Origin of the sequence: Paenibacillus sp. FSL L8-0333 (genome assembly GCF_037965665.1) — a bacterium.
In the GTDB taxonomy this organism is placed as follows: domain Bacteria; phylum Bacillota; class Bacilli; order Paenibacillales; family Paenibacillaceae; genus Paenibacillus_AQ; species Paenibacillus_AQ odorifer.
The window spans coordinates 834,177-850,670 of the sequence record NZ_CP150186.1; the positions used below are offsets into that span (position 1 = coordinate 834,177).

Annotated in this window: 11 protein-coding genes; 9 read left to right on the plus strand and 2 right to left on the minus strand. The window is 44.6% G+C overall.

The features are described 5' to 3' along the window. The first annotated feature begins 152 nt into the window (after positions 1–152). From NYE72_RS03655 to NYE72_RS03685, 7 genes are all read left to right on the plus strand, one after another. Positions 153–1,040, plus strand: coding sequence for a hypothetical protein (locus NYE72_RS03655; protein WP_256719286.1), 888 nt, complete (start codon positions 153–155; stop codon positions 1,038–1,040). A 51-nt stretch (positions 1,041–1,091) separates the two neighbouring features. After that, positions 1,092–1,961, plus strand: a complete 870-nt coding sequence (locus NYE72_RS03660) for an aminoglycoside phosphotransferase family protein (RefSeq protein ID WP_339211330.1) — start codon at positions 1,092–1,094, stop codon at positions 1,959–1,961. A gap of 672 nt (positions 1,962–2,633) precedes the next feature. After that, positions 2,634–4,190, plus strand: coding sequence for a glycosyltransferase family 39 protein (locus tag NYE72_RS03665; protein ID WP_339211332.1), 1,557 nt, complete (start codon positions 2,634–2,636; stop codon positions 4,188–4,190). A 31-nt stretch (positions 4,191–4,221) separates the two neighbouring features. Next, positions 4,222–4,470, plus strand: coding sequence for a hypothetical protein (locus tag NYE72_RS03670; RefSeq protein ID WP_076272137.1), 249 nt, complete (start codon positions 4,222–4,224; stop codon positions 4,468–4,470). A gap of 96 nt (positions 4,471–4,566) precedes the next feature. Beyond that, complete coding sequence (gene yaaA / locus NYE72_RS03675) at positions 4,567–5,319, plus strand: peroxide stress protein YaaA (protein ID WP_076272138.1); 753 nt, start codon at positions 4,567–4,569, stop codon at positions 5,317–5,319. Between the two features lie 174 nt (positions 5,320–5,493). After that, positions 5,494–7,956 (plus strand): HEAT repeat domain-containing protein, encoded by a 2,463-nt coding sequence (locus NYE72_RS03680; RefSeq protein ID WP_339211333.1) that lies wholly within the window; start codon positions 5,494–5,496, stop codon positions 7,954–7,956. Positions 7,957–7,988: 32 nt separating this feature from the next. Next, positions 7,989–8,858: a hypothetical protein gene (locus tag NYE72_RS03685; protein WP_339211334.1), complete on the plus strand. Its 870-nt coding sequence runs from the start codon at positions 7,989–7,991 to the stop codon at positions 8,856–8,858. A gap of 82 nt (positions 8,859–8,940) precedes the next feature. Here the strand turns inward: NYE72_RS03685 and NYE72_RS03690 are convergent, their stop codons facing one another. Together NYE72_RS03690 and NYE72_RS03695 are read right to left on the minus strand one after the other, a co-directional pair. Continuing rightward, the gene (locus NYE72_RS03690) at positions 8,941–10,716 is read right to left on the minus strand and encodes an ABC transporter ATP-binding protein (protein WP_076142576.1); all 1,776 of its coding nucleotides are present in this window, start codon (positions 10,714–10,716) and stop codon (positions 8,941–8,943) included. Further along, entirely contained in the window at positions 10,703–12,478 is a 1,776-nt protein-coding gene (locus tag NYE72_RS03695; protein WP_076098706.1) for an ABC transporter ATP-binding protein, read from the minus strand. The genes NYE72_RS03690 and NYE72_RS03695 overlap by 14 nt, the downstream gene beginning before the upstream one ends. A 274-nt stretch (positions 12,479–12,752) precedes the next feature. On the opposite strand from NYE72_RS03695, the gene NYE72_RS03700 reads away from it, so the two are divergent. Beyond that, positions 12,753–13,454 carry an ABC transporter ATP-binding protein gene (locus NYE72_RS03700; RefSeq protein WP_036684849.1) on the plus strand — a complete coding sequence of 234 codons (702 nt, stop codon included), beginning with the start codon at positions 12,753–12,755 and terminating at the stop codon, positions 13,452–13,454. A 13-nt stretch (positions 13,455–13,467) separates the two neighbouring features. Continuing rightward, complete coding sequence (locus tag NYE72_RS03705) at positions 13,468–16,113, plus strand: ABC transporter permease (protein WP_076142575.1); 2,646 nt, start codon at positions 13,468–13,470, stop codon at positions 16,111–16,113. Positions 16,114–16,494 lie beyond the last annotated feature (381 nt).

The window sequence follows — 16,494 nt, forward strand, 5'->3', positions numbered from 1 at the left end:
TTCTCACTGTAGAAGTGGTAACTGTCACGGATTAGTAAAGCAGTTTTTGTTCTTCTGGATTTTTAAATGGTAAAATGAGAGTATTGCCTACTAGTCAATCCGGAAAGACTAACATGAGACATAGAAACAAATTCTAATTAATAGGTGAGAATATGGAATTTAATAATGTAATAAAAGAAAAAGTAAAAGAAGATAACTATAAAGTGTTTGCTTTACTAAGCCGCTATTTGAATAATACCCCCGACTTTATTAACAAAGAAGAAATTGAAGAAATCGTAAACTGTGGTGTATCTTATGAATACGCTTTTGGTTTAATGCTGGCTGCTGCTTTTGGGATGGATACGGTTGATAATGTTGATGATAAGGAATTGTTCAACCAATATTTTAGCAATATGCTTCATAAGCTTGATGCAAATGAATATTATGACAATCCATATTATAAAAATATCAAGATACCAACTATAAAGATTAATAATAGTGAATTAAAATATGAAAAATATAAACCTTTTGAAGGTTTTGTTTGCAATGATATCATCCGGACAGAAGAGGGAAGACAAATTCCTCAGGTTGGCTTTTTTCAAACTGAATTCATGTTCCCGGCCGTATTGGAGAATGATAGAATCTGGATGACGATCACGCCAAATGAAATAGAAACAATGAAAGAAGCTGTAGATAAAGCGTGTGGGAATGTTCTTACGTTTGGACTTGGGCTTGGCTATTATGCTTATATGGTTTCTGAAAAAGATAATGTTGAAAGCATAACGGTTGTTGAAAAAAATCAAGATGTCATTGATCTATTTAATAAATATGTACTGCCACAATTCAGTAATGCTCACAAGATCAGGCTTATCCAAGCAGATGCTTTCGAATATGCAGAACAACATATGTCTAAGGAAAAATATGATTTTGCATTTACGGATTTATGGCATGATGTTTCTGATGGAATGGATATGTATTTAAAAATGAAAAAGTTTGAAAAGGAAAGCCCGGATACTGTATTTATGTACTGGATTGAACAATCTATTTTATGTTATTTGTAGTTTTGGGTTGCGTAAATCTGTTGTAGCTGACTCCGAAAGGAAGAACCATTTTTGAAAACTCCTATATCTCTCATAAATTGGCTAGAGCACAACGAAATCATAAACGACTTATTAAATCAGGAAGATAGCTTAACTGCGCATACAATGGATCAAGGATTTGAAGCTGAGGTCATAAGGATTAATTCTGATCAAGAGAGCTATGTACTGAAAACATGGAATAAGGAATCCAGACCGGATGTCCAGTTTCAATATCGTTTATTGGATGTTCTATCCGAACGAGGAGTAGCCGTCTCTAAACCAGTGGGCTGGGGAATCAATCCGGAGGGACATAAGGTGTTGTTAACAAGTTTTGACGGAACCCCTATTCATAAAATGAATACTCGGAAAATGAAGGAACTCGCAAACATATTAGCAAAAATACATAAAATTCGCGTTGAAGAGATTGGAAATATTCAACTGCCAAAATACGATTTCATCGGCTACTTTTTCCCTGAAGCCAGAGAACAATCTGATATTTATAATGTGTTGACTATTCTTATTGAGCAAACTCCAATGAAGCAAGACTGTATCATTCATGGGGATTTTCATATCGGAAATATAGTGGAGGATAAAGAGCGATATACCATAATTGATTGGACGAACGGCCAGTTGGGAGACTCTAGATATGATTTTGCCTGGTCACTTATTCTGCTGAAAATATATATCTCCGAGCGTTATGCTGATGTGTTCCGATCTGCTTATCTATTGGAAAATGATATAGATCAGGAAGAACTAGAAATCTTTGAAGCTTGGGCATGTCTGCGGTGGATTTTGCTGAATAGAAGAGGTAGCACACCGAAAGGGCCTAATACAACGAAGAGAGTGAAAAGTTTAATCGCTGATAATCGGTTTCTAAAAAAGATGGATAGTAAATTCTTCTGATGTACGCAAGGATGGATGGATTTTCTGGGAGATTGGAAATGTAATGTAACACCGTACATTATTACGTTATTAAATTATTTGTGGTATATTAAAGGCAGAAAAGACGTAAAATGCAAAGAGAGCCGTGCTGTAACACGACTCCCAAGGCAATAGCCGCTTTTAAGGGCGGTAGGCTTCAGCAAATAGGACACGACAGATAGACCGCATGCCTTTGTGAGTGGGCGGTCTATTTGCGTTTATTGGACAGCAGCGCTACGATAAGCGAACGAAAGGTTAGCATAAGCATCATTGCTTCAAACACTGTCACAAGGCATCCCTCCCTTCGGTGAGAGGTAGCCGACCGACCCTTTAAGCCTATTCTATTTGCTCCACCAGTATAGCATAATCGTTTGAAAGAGAATTAAGACTCTTGTCATAATACTCCCTAGGATTGGAGTAGTTTTCCATTTTCTCTCTTTGTCTCCGCAACTTTCTCCATTTTGAAACTTCCGTATCACATTTGCGATTTTTTGATTCCCAATTGTAGGACGTACCCCTCTTTCTAAATCTCTTCCTTGCGAATTCCCAAACATCCGATTTTCATTGGAATTTCAGTTTGGGTGTTTATAATGCTTTTTATGAATCGGGGCAGCGGATTGTAAAGGGCTTTCGATTGCGCAAAGGAGGTTTTCCATGATAAGAGGAATTCAAAAAACATTGTATCTCATACTTGCATTCTTTATCGGTCTTTTTATCGCATCCTCCTTTTTTATTAGGGCGAAATATAATTATTTCGTATATGGGGACACGCCAATTTTGGAGAGGCAACAGCTGGGTCTTTTTATTCTAGTGATCGCAGGGGTGCTGGCATTAAGCGTTATTTTGTATAAAATGTGCCTGAAGCTTAATAAGTACAGTTGGAAAATAGTCATTCCAGCCACACTGCTATTTTCTTTTGCAATCCAGATGGTGATTATCTTTCTGTTTCCACGCTTGCCGACGGATGATTCGCAGACAGTGCTTTCATTGGCACTCGACATGCTGTACAGGAATGATTATTCGTCGTTTGACACGAACGGCTATCTGCATATGTTTCCGTTTAATTTTTCGATCGTTTTATATTTAAAGACGTTGTTGTTGATCTTTCCGGATAATTATCTGGTAATCAAAATATTTAATATTCTGTTTACACTCTTAACCTCGTTAATGATTTATATGCTGTATAAAGAGCTCAATTATAAGTCCAAGGATAAGGATTATGGCATCCTCGTGTTTGCCGCAACCTATATCCCTTCATTGTTTATGAGTAATTTTATCTATAACGATGTGATCGCTACCGCTTTTCTGACAAGTGCTTTATATTTTGCCATAAGATTTATCAAAAGAAGGTCCATTAAGGATATTCTCTTCGCAGCTCTCTTACTGGCAATAGGCAACTATTTCCGCAGTATCGGTGTTATTTTTCTGATTACCGTGGTGGCGGGTCTTTTATTTAACATACGTTCTATCGGGGTGAAAAAGGTTTTTAGCGCTTTGTTTATCACGGCCATATTGTTTAATGTTCCCGGCTGGACGCAAAATGCTGTGCTGCAGTCGACGAATGTTGCAGATGAACCGATGAACGAAAATTCCGCACCTGTCTACATGTGGCTGAATATGGGGATCAATCTGGAGACGTTTGGGTTCTGGGACAACCGGGAGAGCTACGCAATCTATCAGCAGGATGCAAATTATAATAAGGCAGAAAGTACGGAGTTATTTAAAGAAGAAATCCGTAATAAACTCTCCGAGGCGGGCCTAAGTGACTTAGTGAAGATGTATTATAAAAAAATCGTTTGGACCTGGACGGAAGGAACCTACCAGATGGAACGATATGGGCTCGGAAACGACGGATCATCCAGTAACGGGGGAAGAATGGGCTTTGTCATGGACCGTTATAGCTACACTAATGCTGCTACGGATTTGTTTAAGGCAGACTCCAATTATAGAAGCGGAATGTTGTGGCTGCTGTATGTCCTGAATTTTCTGATGTATGTATTTATACTCGTTCGCTTAATTGGTGGAATAAGAGCCAAAAGATTTGAAGAGACCTCTTTGATTCTTGTGGTGCTGGGCTTTATCGGATTCTATCTTTTATGGGAGATCAAGTCCCGGTATATTTACCCGGTGTATCCGCTGCTGATCGTATTATCCTACATGGGTTTTAAGGACGTATACGATTATATGTTAAAAAGATATTTTCCACGTTAACTATGTTCGCTCGGAAAGAGGGGATTCAAAGATGCGGATCAAGCGATATTTCGCTTTGCTCATAGCAGTGCTAAGTTGTTCCATGGTGCTCGTCTCCTGCGATGCTATTACTGCACAGAAGATAACGAGTACTGACTCCGGGTCAAGAGCGAACGGGGGACAGGGCTTCACCGGCGGGCGGGGGAAAGATGGGGGCGGATCTCCCGGCATGAATGGTGGGACAAGGAGAAACGGCAACCCAGGTACAGATGGCGGTGGCGCACAAGGTGGGTGGCAGTGAACAAATTTCATGAACTTGCCCCAAGCCTACGAAGATTAAGTGTGATAGGATAAGGTTACATTTAAATTCCCCGCGGGGGTAAGAAAAGGGAGCACCATGAGAATCATTATATCGCCTGCCAAGAAGATGAAGATGGATACGGATTTCTTGGATTGCCGCCAGATGCCGCAATTCATAAGCGAGTCGCAGACTCTTCTGGCCTTATTACAAAAGTTGAATTATGAAGAAGCCAAATCGTTATGGAAATGCAATGATGCCATCGCCACGCTGAATGTGGAACGGATTCGGGATATGGATGTAACACGGAATCTTACACCGGCTATTTTTTCTTATGAGGGTATCCAGTACCAGTACATGGCACCCGGGGTACTTCAAATGGAGGAGCTGGAATATCTTCAGCAGCATTTACGGATATTGTCCGGATTCTATGGAATCGTCCGGCCATTTGACGGCGTTGTTCCGTACAGGCTGGAGATGCAGGCTAAGCTTAGCGGACCTGGTTTCAAGTCTATCTACGAGTTCTGGAACAGGAAGCTGGCAGATCAGCTATTGTCGGAGACTGACATCATTCTGAATCTGGCCTCTAAGGAATACAGCAAGTGCATCTCCCCTTACATTGGCGGGAATGTTCGCATGGTTAGTTGTGTATTCGGGCAGGAGATCGGCGGTAAGGTAGTAGAGAGAGCGACCCTGGTCAAGATGGCCAGAGGTGAAATGGTACGCTTCATGGCTGAGCGGCAAATCAGCTGTGTGGAGGATATCAAAGGCTTCGACGGATTTGATTTCAGCTTTGCTGATGAGCTGTCGGATGAGAGTACGTATGTGTTTATTCAGAAAAAGAATGACTAGAGCAAGCAGTACATGAAGGTAATCCTGAAGGAGGTTGAATAACCGACTTCAGGGTTACCTTTATTTTTTGGTCAACGAAACCAGATGCTGAATTCTAGTTTTTTTAAAGGGGATAGATTAGGGTATAGAGAATAAAGTTCGGGTGGAATAAGAACAGGTTAACGAGGAGGACTTATGATTTTCAAAAGAGATCCATTGGATAAACAGAGCTTACTTAAAGAATTGGATTCGCTAGGCTATTCCGACAGAATCAAAAAAGTAGCAATCTTAGGCCGTGATCATCTCGGATCTGTCCAGTACTCCCAATTACTAGCCTCTTTGCTGGAGGATGGCGTTTATGAAGCGCGACTTGCCTTAATCGGCGCCATTGCAACACAAGATGCTGCTATTATTCTATCAGCACTGCGGCATCCCAAGGCAAGTATCAGAAATACGGCTGCGGGTCTTTTGGCAAGGGTGGCTTCGGATGCTGATATTGAACGTGAGCTCCCCCATTTATCCCATGATTGCCGCCGCAAGCTGCTGCACAGTATTTCACAGATTAACCGTCAGGAATTAGCGGAACGCTTATTGCCTATAGTGTATGCCCGGTGGGGAGCAGAGGAAGCCGCGATTATATTGCAGGCCTGTTATTCGGCAACGGTAAGTAAATGGCTAGCTGATATCGGGTATGCCATAAAAGACTGGAAGAAATTATCCAGCCGGCATCTTGACGTAGTGGCGGAATACTTTGCAACAACACTGGAAAGCACACCACTCAGGGAAAAAGGCTATGTCTGGTGGAGATTCTCATCAGCTCTGGAGATCCTATGCAATCTGAAGGCAGATTTGGTGCTGGAGTGTGCGCTGAATCATGGACCCATGGACATCATACATCCTGCTTTAAAAGAACAGCTTGGCACGCTTGTACGCCAAAATCCTAATAAGGTATATCAGCTGTTAACACGAACGGAGTCGCGGAGCGATCTGATTTCTTATGGTGTTCCTGAAGCTGTTCTTAAAAGGAAAAAATATTTATCCATTGATCAATGGATTGAGATAGCGAAACTACTCGCAGATCACCCTATGCACATAGCAAAGCTGCTTCATAATATTGCACCCTCTAAGCGCAAGGTCATTTTCGATGCTGTGTATGAAGAAGATAAACGCAATGAACGCATTTTTCCGGAAAGATTACTGTATGTATTACCACATGCCTTGCGTGACAAGGAAGCCACCCGGATGCTTGGCCTTCGTGAAATCAATGATGACCGGGAGAGAACAATCAGATTTACAGCTTGCCGTTCTATTCTTCATTCAAGAGCGGGACTTGAACAAGCAACACAGGTATCCAGTGCAGACGAACGTGCCACGGCGCTTATGCAGCTGATCAGAAGTACCGTTCTGTCGAGACAGGGCATGAATGAAACTTTGGTGTACCTGGGCCGGATTAAAAATGATCAGGATCCTGTCCGGGGCGCTGTGTTTAAAGAGCTATCGGAAAGTCCTGCGTCTGTGTTCACGGATACCCATGTACAAGAGCTTACTTTGCTTGTTGATAGTGTTATAGAGGCCAGAGATACTTCATATGGTACAAAATTTTCCGTTCAACAACTGGCGGTTGCTATTCTCCGGCATAACGCATTACATCCTAATGGTGAGCTGTTTAAGTTTTCTTTAAAGACGATTCAGAAATTGGCCAAGCAGAATGGGCAGCTTTCCCTTCCATCATTGGAGAAGAATTTACCCAGGGGAGTAGAAGAGATTATCTTCGACGAAATTTATACATTAGCTGTACAGGCCAACAAAAGAGAAGACTACAATCTGGTGTTAGGCCTAGCTAGCTCATTCGGTAAAAGAGGTTACGGCATCATAAAACTTCAGAATCTGTTAAAGGAAGCAACGAGGGCAAAGGCAGATTCTACAGCCATACAAGCGGCCAGATACTGGCTTGCGCCTCATACAACGCGTGATGCCAGAGTTAAGGAATTATTAGCTTTAGATAAATCGTATATTACGATCCATGAAGTGTTCCAGCATCTGCATCTGAAGCGACAGGAATGGCTCGATCCTTTTATTTCAGGAGCTGTCATTAAGGGCAAGTTCCTATCAGGCAAAACTATCTATCTTGTGCCGGCCGCGGAGGGATTCCACAGATGGCTGCCACGTCAGCAACAAGCTTTAAGTGCCTTATTAGAAAAAATTGCATACGATGCCAAACGTAATCTTTGGGAGCGTGCAAGCGTTATTAAGATCATGGCAAGCATGCCTGATCTCGGTTCGGATAGGTTACTTGGGCTTATGCAGGATAAGGAAGTAACTGTAGTAGAAGCTGCACTTCATGCCTTTTCACTTATGGAAGAACCAGAGAAGGCACTTCCCGTTCTGCTGGAGAATCTGGATGGGGACCGGGCCCGTGTAGCCATGTACTCGATACCCAGATGCATCCGCAGGGTGAATCCGGTGTTACTGGTTACCATGCTGAAAGAGCTGCTGAATCGGGATAAGCTGAAGATCACTGTCAGAAAAGAAGCCGTTCGCTTACTGGGCGCTTATAGGAGCGATGACAGTCTTCCGCTATTGATGAACGAGTTCCAGAAACCCAATGCACACAAGGATGTAATCATAGCCATAGGCATGCTGCGAAACAGCTTTTAGATGATGAACGCGCTTGGGATATGTTAAGTACAATGGCTTCTTCATCAGAAAGTGACATCGCAGGAAGTTTATTATCTCAACAGCCTAATGCTCTTCCGCTAGACTTTAGACCACGTTATCTAGGATTAATCCTTGAAATTGCAAGGCACCAGGATGCGTATATTGGCAGATATGCTTTCATTTCTATGATGCGGTGGACAAATGGAAATGAAGGGATAGTTGCAGCTGCCACCGCTCAGTCTATTACGGATTTGGAAGACAGCACTAGATGGGAAACTGCTATGAATACGCTGGTAGAAACCTGTCGCGATGGTAAGATCAATGAGGTAGTAGTTGGTGTATGTCAGAGACTGGTTAGTGCAGCGATAAGTGATGAATGGAACGCTACTGCCAAAAGAGATTTGCCTCATCGGCAACGTCTACTGAAATTAGTCAACCAGCTGATAGCTTTGCCAAAAATCACCCGGATGCACCTTATCCCTTTGTATACGGATCTGATTGACTGTCTGGCATCTGATGAGACCTTACAGCAAGCTGTGATGAAATTGTATATAGCAGCAATAGACTGGAATAACGTGGAGGAATCCGCCAATTATCTGAATCGGATCGTTACCACTATTTCAAATCAGCCCCAGCTATTAAGCGATGTTTATAAGCAGGTCGCGTATAATTTAGAAGAGAGCACGGGATACTGGAGTCCGGAAACTTTATTGGAAATTGTAGATGTTCTAGAGTCTGAGAGCCGTTACGAATCTCAGTATATTGGACTTTCGCTGCTTGAAGTTGCCGGAAGTGCTCTATTGTGGAGTCCAGAGCCTGGAGAGCGTCTGCGGTTGTACAGAAATCACACGAACCTTGCAGTTCGCTCACTTGCGCTAAATATTCGGACGGCGATAGATTAGTTTTTGATATTTTTTTGAAAATATAAAATACCAAAAGAGCTCAGGCTGCAAATCGGCCTGAGCTCTTTTGGTATTTCTTCAATTAAGCTTCCATCTTCTGTGCTGTGTAGAGGCGGTAATAAAGGCCCCGCTGTGCGATAAGCTCATCATGTGAGCCGCTTTCCGCGATGCCTTTGTTAGATACGTACATAATACGATCGCAGTTTTTTACGGTGGAGAGGCGATGCGCGATAATGAACGAGGTGCGTCCCTTAAGCAGTTCATTCAGCCCTTTTTGCAATAAGCGCTCAGTCTTCGCATCAATGGAAGAAGTGGCTTCATCCAAGATGAGAATGCGCGGATCTGCTAAAAGTGTTCTTGCGAACGAAATGAGCTGCCGCTGTCCTTGAGACAGCTTGGAGCCACGTTCATTGACCTCTGTCATGTAGCCTTGATCGAATTCACGGATGAATTCGTCGGCGCAAACGGCCTTTGCAGCGGCGATTACTTCTTCTTCGGTCGCATCCAGTCGGCCGTACCGAATATTGTCCAGAATAGTACCGGAGAAGATGAAGCTATCCTGTAACATAATCCCCATCTGGCTGCGAAGAGATTTTAACGTCACCTGCGAGATATCCTGGCCGTCGATCAGAATCTGACCACTGGAAATGTTATAAAAGCGTGAGATCAGATTGACGACGGTTGTTTTGCCCGCACCTGTGGGTCCTACCAGCGCGATGCTTTCTCCCGCTTTGACCTTGAAGGAGATATTCTCCAGAATATTAAGCCCCGGGTCATAGGCGAAAGTTACATCGTCGAAGGTGACATGGCCCTGGACAGATGGCAGTATTTTTGCATCCGGAATATCACTGACGGTAACCGGTTCATCCAGCGTTTCGAAGATACGCTCAAGATAGGCAACGGCGTTGATGAAGTTATTGTACAGGTTCGAAAGACTCAGAATCGGCTGCCAGAAGCGGGCAGCGTAGCTGCTCATCGCCAGAATGACACCGAGGGTCATGTCTTGAGGACTCAGAGTTAGTAGGCCTACAAGGAAAATTAATGATGTAACAATCGTAGACAAGTTGTCTACAGAGAACGGAATAAGTAAGTTGTAACGTTGAGCCTTCATCCATTCTTTACGGAAATTACCTGCGAGACGTGTGAAGATTCCTTCGTTACGTTGTTCCCGGGAGAACATTTGCGTCACACCAATACCGCTGATGCTCTCTTGCAGATAGGCATTTAGGTTGGAGCTTTTGTTGGACACTGCTTGCCATGCCCGGCGTTGCCGGGTTTTGATCAGCAGCATGATGCCAAGGAAGACTGGCAGTCCGGCAAGGATGACAAATGAGAGTCGTACATCGACAGCGAACATGAAGGCTGCGATAAAGAGCAAATTCACGATTTCTAGAATAAAGTTGATAATCCCGTTGGACAGCACATCTGAAACGGCGTTGACGTAGTTTACGACCCGGATAAGGATCTTGCCCTGTGGGCGGTCGTCATAATATTTGAAAGGCAATTCTTGCAGATGCTTAAACAAATCCGTTCGGATGTCAAAAATAATATCCTGCCCAACACTCGTCATGATGCGCGAGCGTATCGTAGCCAGATAAACACTGACCACGATGGTCACAAGCATCAGTGCAGCCCAACCCAGCAGTGCAAGCTTCTCTTTTGCCGGAATGGTCACGTCGATGACATGTTGCATGATCAGCGGAGCCGACAGTGAAATGGCTGCTGAAAGTGCACTGAGCACGAACGCAACAATCATTGGCGTTTTCTTTCGTTTGATATATACCATCGCACGCCGGAAGTGTTTTATATTAAACGGCGATTCAAGATTTTCATCGACGTCAAATTTATTCCTTGCCACTTGCGGTCACCTGCCTTCCAATACCCTCGTTCTGCAGTTTAAACACTTCGTAATAGTAACCACGTTTCGCCAGCAGTTCAGTGTGAGTCCCTTCCTCAACTAGCTTCCCGCCATCAAGAATGAGAATACGGTCCGCTTGCGAGGTAGTAGATACACGCTGCGCAATAATAATTTTCGTACAAGGATAGTCCAGTTCACGCAGACTTTTTTGGATATGCTCCTCCGTCTCAAGGTCGACCGCAGAGGTCGTATCATCGAGAATCAGGATAGGACGGTGTACCGCCAAAGCACGCGCTAAGGCAATACGCTGCTTTTGCCCCCCCGATAGTCCGACTCCGCGTTCCCCGACAACGGTATCATAACCTTCAGGCATTTTGGTAATGAAGTCGTGTGCGGCTGCGAGCTCTGCATAACCCATTGCATCTTCTTCCGGAAGATCAGGATCGCCATAGGCGATGTTTCCATCAATGGTATCAGAGAACAAGAGTACATCTTGGGTCGCCATGCCGATATTTCCACGAAGTTCATCAAGCTCCAACTGCCGAACATCAACACCGTCTACGAGTACGCGCCCTTCAGCTACATCGTAGAAGCGAGGGATGAGGTTGATGATTGTTGTTTTGCCTGATCCTGTCGCGCCCATGATTGCTACAGTTTCACCGGGTTCAACGGTAAAGCTAATATCGTCCAGTACGATAGCGCTATCATATTTGAAGCGGACATGATCGAATTCAATACGGCCTTCATAACGGCGTTTGTCAGTGACAGTATGCTCGTTAACAATATTTGGCCGGGCATAATAGATATCTACAATTTTGGACAAGCTCGCAAAAAAGCGCTGAATATCGTTGATAATGATACCGATGTTGCGCATAGGGTTCGATATAGCCCAAATAAGCGAAGAGAAGGCCATAAACTCACCGAAGGTGATCCGGCCGTTCATAAGGAACAAACCACCAACCAACATAAGTATTACGTTGAAGCCCTGAGCGAAGGATTCCAGATAAGGAAAATAATCAAGCCATACAAGGGCAGCCTTTTTGTTCGCCGTAGAATAGTTGACGTTCTTCTCTGTGAATTTTTCGACTTCGAATTCTTCACGGGCAAAAGCCTTGACCACACGGTTGCCTGAGATATTCTCCTGTGTAGTCGTGTTAAGCTGGGACAGCCGTTCACGCAGGTCAATATACATAGGACGGACGCGTTTAGCGAATATGTAAGCCACGATAAAAATGGGCGGTGACAGGATAAGCATCCACAGCGTCAGTTCCGCATCTATGGTGAAAAAATAGATAACGGCGGCAAGAAAAATCGTTAGCGATTCAATGATCGTCTTAAAAATCCAGGCCATAGAGTGACGGACCATGTCCAGATCGCCTGTCATCTTGGTCATGAGATCGCCGGTACGATTATGATCGTAGTATTTTCTGTCCTGTCCCTGAATTTTGTTGTACAAATAAATGCGGACATTGTACATCATATTTTGCGAGGATATCTCGTACTGCATGGTCGTGAAATATGCGAGACCTGTGCGCAGTAGAGAAAATCCGATCATGCCCAGACAGAGCATAATCAATAATTGCCGTTCTTGTGTAAGATTCTGCAGGGCGTTGTCACCAGCTATAAACGTATCGACAATGCGCTGACTGATGTACGGATTCACGATTGTAAGACTTGAGCCCACCACCGAAAGGCAGAGTGCCAGAATATATCGCGTCCGGTTTCCCTCTAGGTTCTGCCATAGCCATTTCAGTTCGAACATCTGATCACCTGTTTCTGATTGTTCTTGTTCTTTCACTCTTGCCTGAAAAGAGTAAATAAAACAAAGTGATTATAACATTATCAAATGACTAAGTATCGTTTACGGTAAAATTTCCTTGTTACATTATTGTTACAAAAAAATGAACTTATTAATGATGTGAATTTCACCTTGTGTAATGAGGGTTTGCCATTCGGGCTTGAGCGTTCTAATTATGATAAACTGAGACAATGTAGAGTAATTAGACTTAGTTCGGATAGGGACAGGAGGAAGAGGAATGAGTTTTGTTGCTGTAAAAGGGGAGTACAAGCGTTACAAGATGGGCGAGAATGTAATTGTCGCGAATGACGGGATTGATTTTGAGATAAAAAAAGGTGAATTTGCCGTGATCGTCGGCCCAAGTGGTGCGGGTAAATCTACGGTGCTTAATATTCTGGGTGGAATGGATTCCGCCGATGAAGGTCAGGTCATTGTGGATGGCATTGATATCGCCAAGTTTAGTGCCAAGGAGCTGACAGGCTACCGCCGAAATGACGTAGGTTTTGTATTTCAGTTCTATAATCTAGTGCCTAATCTGACCACACTGGAAAATGTTGAGCTTGCTTCGCAGATTTCCCCGCGTGCACTAGATGCACGTAAGGTACTGGAGGATGTGGGTCTGGGCGCGCGGTTAGATAATTTCCCGGCTCAGCTGTCCGGTGGTGAGCAACAACGTGTCGCTATCGCCAGAGCGTTAGCTAAACAACCGAAGCTGCTGCTCTGCGACGAGCCGACAGGAGCGCTTGATTATAACACCGGCAAGCAGGTGCTGAAGCTGCTGCAGGATACTTGTCGTAACACCGGGACAACGGTTATCGTAATTACACATAATCTGGCGATCGCCCCGATGGCTGACAGGGTTATAGAGATTAACAACGCTAAGGTACGGAAGATGGTGATCAATCCTTCGCCGGTATCCGTTGACGATATTGAATGGTAAGGAGAAGGCATCTATGAAAAAGCGAGCATTGTGGAAAGATATTTTTCGTGAAATTGGGCATACCAAAGCCCGGTTTATTTCGATTTTTGCAATTATTATGTTAGGCGTCAGCTTTTTTGCCGGAATCAAGGCCACTGGGCCAGATATGCTGAATACAGCTGGAACCTTTTACAAAGAGCAGCGCTTGATGGATCTGAAGGTGCAGACTAACTACGGCCTGACTGAAGACAACATCGGGTTACTCAGAAATGTACAGGGGATCGATGAGATTCAGCCGAGCTATAGCGCAGATGTATTCATGGGTGATAATGCCTTAATACTTAAAGTCAATTCTTACAACACGGATAAACCACTTAATCAATACCGTATAATTGAAGGCCATCTACCGGAGCATTCCGGTGAAATCGTGCTGGACGATAAGCTAGCGGAAGAATATGCGTTGGGTGACAAGGTATCTTTCAGTGGAAACGGTACGGATGCAGAGCTGTCGAACAGCTTCGAGACACTGGAGTATACCGTAGTTGGCTTTGTTAGAAGTCCACAGTTTATTGAGCAAAGTACCCGTGGCACCAGTGGGATCGGCAAAGGTACGGCGGATGCGTTCGCCGCGATCCCGGAGTCAGATTTCAAGCTTCCGGTGTATACGGAAGCCTATCTGTCATTTAAGGATACAACTGGGGTGAAGGCTTATTCGCCGGAGTATGAAGATCTGATCGAACAGCATACCCATGCTGTAGAGCAGGCGATGTCCGGCGTGCCGGAAGCACGGCTTGCTGAGCTGCGGGCGGAAGGCGAGAAAGAGCTTTCTGGTGGCCGCGCAAAGGTGGCCGCCGCCGAGCAGCAGCTTGCGGATTTGCAGCGCCAGCCGGAGGAAGTGCAGCAGGAACAGGCTGCAAGCATGAAGGCAATTGCTGCCGGACTTGCTTCTGCCAAGGAGGAATTGGCGGCAGGGGAGCAAAAGCTTGCAGAGCTGGAGCAGCTTAAGGTCTACGTTACTGACCGAAGCGCTAATCCGGGATATGCCGAATATAAAGATAACGCTGATCGCTTGTCGGCGATTGCGAGTGCGTTTCCTGTGTTCTTTTTCCTGATTGCTGCGCTGGTCAGCTTGACGACCATGACACGGATGGTTGAGGAGCATCGCCTGCAGATCGGGACCCTGAAAGCACTTGGTTATGCTAACCGCGACATCATGGCCAAATTCCTGGTCTATGGTACGCTTGCCAGTCTGGCGGCTTCAATTGCGGGTCTTGCGGTTGGTTTTACCCTGTTTCCGGGTATTATCTACGATGCGTATAGTGCAATCTATAACTTGCCGGATATCACGAAGAATTTCTATCTTTCGTATTCGATCATATCCGTTATCGTAGCGTTAATATGTACTACGTTGACGGCGTGGATTGCTTCACGGGTAGAATTACGCAGCAATGCTTCCGTATTGATGCGTCCGAAGGCACCAAAGAGTGGCCAGCGTATTTTACTGGAGCGGATCACTTTTGTATGGAAGCGATTGAGCTTTGTCCAAAAGGTTACCGCACGGAATCTATTCCGCTATAAGCAGCGGATGTTCATGACTGTATTCGGTGTGGCTGGCTGTACAGCGCTGATCCTGACGGGATTTGGTCTCAAGGATTCAATTGGCAGCATCGCCGGGTCGCAATTCGGCACGATTATGAAATATGATGCACTTGTGGCACTGCATGAAGATGTATCTACCGATGTGCTAAAAGCCTACGACCAACTAATCACTGGTGAATCTGCAGTAACTGGGACGCTGAGTGTGGCGCAAGAACGGATGACCGCACATGCTAGTGGTGTAAATGATCAAGAGGTTCATCTGTTCGTTCCTACCTCCGTTGACTCTCTATCCGATTTCGTGGAGTTGCGTGATCGAAAGAGTGGAGAAGGGCGGATGCTTACGGATGATGGGGCTATTATCTCAGAAAAACTGGCTAAGCTGTATGGGCTGGAGTCTGGCGATAAATTGACCGTGGTGGACAAAGATAATGAGACGTTCGAAATTGAGGTCGCAGCGATTACAGAGAATTATGTAATGCACTATGTTTATATGACACCGGCGTATTATGCTTCTGTGTTCGGAGAAAAACCGCTATTCAACACAGAACTGCTGAACTACGCCGCACATGATAAGACATGGGAAGATAAATTTGGTGAAAAGCTGACGGCTAATGAGGGCGTCGCTGCCATCAGCTTTTCCAGCAGTGTAGGCTCCGCCTTCGATGAGACTATGAAGAGTATGGACGTTGTAACCTTGGTGCTCATTGTTTCAGCGGCGGCGTTGGCTTTTGTCGTCCTCTACAATTTGACCAATATCAATGTGTCCGAGCGGATCCGGGAGCTGTCAACCATTAAGGTACTGGGCTTCTACGATAAGGAAGTAACCATGTATATTTACCGCGAAAATATGCTGCTTAGCCTACTCGGTATTGTGGCGGGATCGGGTCTCGGCATAGTGCTGCATAGCTTCGTCCTGAAGACGGCTGAGCTGGATGCGACGATGTTCGCTCCGATCATCAAGTGGCCAAGTTATATTTATGCGGCGCTCCTAACACTGTTGTTTTCCGGTATTGTCATGGCGTTCATGCATATTAAGCTCAAACGAATCCATATGATTGAGGCTTTGAAGTCGGTGGAATAGCATCTAAAAACGCCATAGCTGCGGCTTTTTCTATGGATAGCTTCACTGGAGTCCGAAACTATACCTCAAAGGCTATAAATGAGCAAATAGAGTCATCTGAGTCCGTAAGGAACTGGGGATGGTTAGGAACTGACGCTATCGGATGCTATTGGATGCCATCCGACGATTTCTGACGATATTGTTTGCTATCTGAATCTATGCCCGACGCTATCGGACCTAGATGACCTTAAACGCCGGATTATCCGCCATTTGGGATGTTATCGGACTCCATAGCAGCTATTGGCATAAAAAACGCCAGAAATGATGCTCTTTCTATAGAATAGCGACACTGGAGTCCGAAACTGTGCTTCAAGGGCGATAAATGAGCAAATAGCGTCATCT

Coding starts and splice junctions, on each gene's coding strand:
- NYE72_RS03655 (WP_256719286.1), top strand. CDS start 153: ATGGAATTTAATAATGTAATAAAAGAAAAAGTAAAAGAAGATAACTAT.
- NYE72_RS03665 (WP_339211332.1), top strand. CDS start 2,634: ATGATAAGAGGAATTCAAAAAACATTGTATCTCATACTTGCATTCTTT.
- NYE72_RS03670 (WP_076272137.1), top strand. CDS start 4,222: ATGCGGATCAAGCGATATTTCGCTTTGCTCATAGCAGTGCTAAGTTGT.
- yaaA (WP_076272138.1), top strand. CDS start 4,567: ATGAGAATCATTATATCGCCTGCCAAGAAGATGAAGATGGATACGGAT.
- NYE72_RS03680 (WP_339211333.1), top strand. CDS start 5,494: ATGATTTTCAAAAGAGATCCATTGGATAAACAGAGCTTACTTAAAGAA.
- NYE72_RS03685 (WP_339211334.1), top strand. CDS start 7,989: ATGGCTTCTTCATCAGAAAGTGACATCGCAGGAAGTTTATTATCTCAA.
- NYE72_RS03695 (WP_076098706.1), bottom strand. CDS start 12,478: ATGTTCGAACTGAAATGGCTATGGCAGAACCTAGAGGGAAACCGGACG.
- NYE72_RS03700 (WP_036684849.1), top strand. CDS start 12,753: ATGAGTTTTGTTGCTGTAAAAGGGGAGTACAAGCGTTACAAGATGGGC.
- NYE72_RS03705 (WP_076142575.1), top strand. CDS start 13,468: ATGAAAAAGCGAGCATTGTGGAAAGATATTTTTCGTGAAATTGGGCAT.